Below are 3234 nucleotides of genomic sequence, written 5' to 3'. Positions count from 1 at the left end.
TCCGAGAGCGTCCCGGATTGTCCGTCTTGATTGGTGTGTTCGGACAGCCAAACCTTGATCGAGTTATGAGCGATGTCGGTGCGTCCCTTGTGGATCGCGCCTTTGCTGTCACAGACGACGATGTCCGTGACGCCGGCTTGCATCAACAACTTTGCGATTGCGGTGCCCGCCGCACCGGCACCGTTGATCAAGACGTGTGCCCCGGCGAGATCTTTGTTTAAAAAACGCATTGAATTCTTGAGCCCCGCCAGGACAACGATCGCCGTCCCGTGCTGGTCGTCATGGAACACCGGGATCTCAAGCTCGCGTTCCAGCCGTTCTTCGATTTCAATGCACCGCGGTGCAGAGATGTCTTCCAAGTTGATGCCGCCGAAGGTGGGCGCCAGTTGCTTGACGGTCGCGATGATTTCTTCGGTGTCCTGGGTGTCCAAACAAATCGGAAACGCATCGACTTCGCCGAACTCTTTGAACAACATCGCCTTGCCTTCCATCACCGGCATGGCGGCGCGCGGGCCGATGTTTCCCAGCCCCAAGACCGCACTGCCGTCACTGACGACGGCGACGGTGTTCTTGCGAATCGTCAAGGCAAACGACGATTCGGGGTCTTCGTGGATCGCCGTACAGACCCGCGCCACGCCCGGGGTGTAGGCCATCGATAGATCGTCGCGGGTCTTGATCGGCATCTTCGGATTGACTTCGATCTTGCCGCCCAGGTGCATCAAGAACACACGATCGGACACATTGACGACTTCGATGCCGGCGATCTGCCGGATCGTTTCGACGATCCGTTGACCGTGCTCGACGTTGGTGGCGTTGACGGTGATGTCGCGCGAGATCAACCCGTCCGACACGCCGACGATATCAACGGCGCCGATGAAACCGTTCGAATCCCCGATCGCAGTCGTGATTTTCCCGAGCAGCCCCGGCTGGTCTCGGTAACGGAGGCGGACAGTGATGGCGTACGAAGGGCTGTGATGCGTCATGCTTGCTGAAGGACTCGGTCTATTCGAAGGCGCGAATGCGAATGGCGCTGGCCTGGCCCTGCGGCGTCACGTTCACGTTGATGAACTGCTTGCCTGCGGCGGTGGAGTCGTCCACGCAGGCGTTGATGGGACAATCGTCCGCCGGGGCGTCGCAATTGAGGATCGGAAACAGGTTCTCGCCGAGCGACTTTAAACTGGCGATGGTTTCGACCATGCCGCCGCCGGCACCCAGATTTCCGATGTGTCCCTTGGCGGTCGTCACCGGTGGCTGTTGATCGACCGGCCCAAAGACGTCATTGATCGCGGCGGCTTCTTGAGCATCACACTCGACCGTTCCCAACCCATGGGCGTGCACGTGCCCGATGTTCGCTTTGTCTTCGTCGCCCAACGCGGCGCGTAAGACGTTGGTGATCGCCGCTTGGTAAAAACGCTCTCCGAACGCCGGACCGACGGCACTGCTGCCGTAACCGACGATTTCACCCAAGATCGTTGCCCCACGAGCCTGGGCGTGCTCCAGCGTTTCACACACCATCGCCCCGGCACCTTCGCCGAGCACGCTGCCGTCACGCGTGGCCGTGAACGGTCGGCTCATCGTGGACGGATCCGATTGATTTTTTGCCAACGTCTCCTGCATGTCCGCATGCAAGGACCGCAGCGGGTGAATGCGTGAACCGGTCGATCCGACCAGCAACACATCGGCTTGCCCACGCGAGATCGTCGAATACGCTTCGGCCATCGCCGCACACGCCGAGGCTTCGCGCAACGTGATCGAATTGTTCGCTCCACGCAGGTCGTTGTAAATCGCCACGTGGCTGGCCGGCATGTTCGGCAGGTACTTCAACAACCACAGCGGATTGACTTCGGGTTTGCCGTGTTCACCCCAACGGTCAAAATCAAAGTTCCCGTCGGCGTCGATGCATTTCTGGATGCCCGCTGCAAACTCGATCGGCTGTGACATGATGTAATCACAGCCATACAGCACGCCGGTCCGATCGCGATCACGCTGGTCGACTTCCAAGCCTGCATCGGAGAGCGCCAACTGTGCGACCGCGACACCCATTTCGATCTCGCGGCACATCACCTTGCTGCCCTTGCGGATCGTCCGCTGCAGTTTCTTATCCATCGGACCGTAGTCCGCGATGTCGCCGGTAAACTCGGACGCTTCGGCACCATAGTCGACCGACAGGACACCTTGCGGGACCTGGGTCAACGGACCGATCCCGCTGCGGCGAGAACGCAAACCGGAGAGCAAACGATCAGAGTCGTTTCCGAGGGGAGTGACCACACCAACACCGGTGATGACCACTCGTCTGGACGTGACATTTACCATGAATCAGCCGAACGACGCGGAGCAGGGAGAATACGGGATGTCCGCATTCTAGGCTCTGGGGGAATTAGCAAAGAGGGGGTGTATCTCAGTAACGACCGCGGTGGGGCGCCCCGAAACCGGCAGAAATCTGGGGAACCAGGGGGGTGGTCGTCAAATTGTCCGACGCCCGGCCACGAAACTCGATGAACATCAACGCGTCGGCCCGGCCGGCGGTCGTCCCGGTCAGCATTTCCAAGTTGAACAGCGGCATCGCCGCCTGCGGCCGCTCGGGGCTGGCGATCACCCCACACGACAACAACAACACCATGTCCGACGGCCAGCGAAATCGCTCGTGCAGCCGCCAGCTGACGACTTGGGGCACGTCGATTTTGGTGCGATGGACCTGGGCGTTGGGCAGCGGAAGATCCAATTCGACCGGTTTGAGCTGGTCGACTTGATCGATCGACGCCTTGATCACGCAATCGATCGCGGAACCGTCCACGCTCAAGAGCGGGCTGATTTCCAAGCGGTAGCCCTCTTGGATTTCCCCCGTCTCGGGCTCATAAGGCGGCCAGCCCGTCGCGGCGGGTTTGACGTTCTGCACGTAATTGCGACCGCGGGTGCTGGCCAGTTTTTCGGTTTGGCCGTTGTAGGTGATCAGATCAAGCGCCTGGACCTGCCGTGTGTCGGTCCGCTGACGCAGCAGATTCAAGACCAACGCCGCGTTCTCTTTACTCAGCAACCAAGCCTGGACACCGGGCGAGTCGACGTTGACGTGTTGCATCAACAAGTGCGCCCGCGATCGCCAGTTCGGATTGCCGACCGTCATCACCCGCAGCGACAACACCTGGGGATCTTTTTCGCCGGCGACAAACCGGTCCACGATCCCCGATACCACTTGGTGCATTTCGGGGGTGTGATACACCGACAACTGATCGCGGT

Annotated in this window: 2 protein-coding genes and 1 pseudogene; all 3 read right to left on the bottom strand. The window is 60.2% G+C overall.

What is annotated here, in order from left to right; genetic code table 11:
• Nucleotides 1-983 (bottom strand): NAD-dependent malic enzyme (locus ABX749_RS27155; protein WP_372898783.1); only part of this gene is annotated, 983 nt, incomplete at its 3' end.
• A gap of 19 nt (nt 984-1002) precedes the next feature.
• Complete coding sequence (locus tag ABX749_RS27150; RefSeq protein ID WP_372898782.1) at nt 1003-2313, bottom strand: beta-ketoacyl synthase; 1311 nt, start codon at nt 2311-2313, stop codon at nt 1003-1005.
• Nucleotides 2314-2398: 85 nt separating this feature from the next.
• Nucleotides 2399-3234: pseudogene (locus ABX749_RS27145) on the bottom strand (hypothetical protein); the annotation flags it as partial.

It is taken from the genome of Stieleria sp. (genome assembly GCF_041595215.1).
Taxonomy (GTDB): Bacteria; Planctomycetota; Planctomycetia; order Pirellulales; family Pirellulaceae; genus Stieleria; species Stieleria magnilauensis.
This window is presented reverse-complemented; position numbering and strand designations above follow the sequence as displayed.

Bases quoted from the DNA above. Each gene is read 5' to 3' on its own strand.
- ABX749_RS27150 (WP_372898782.1), bottom strand. From the start codon at position 2,313: ATGGTAAATGTCACGTCCAGACGAGTGGTCATCACCGGTGTTGGTGTG.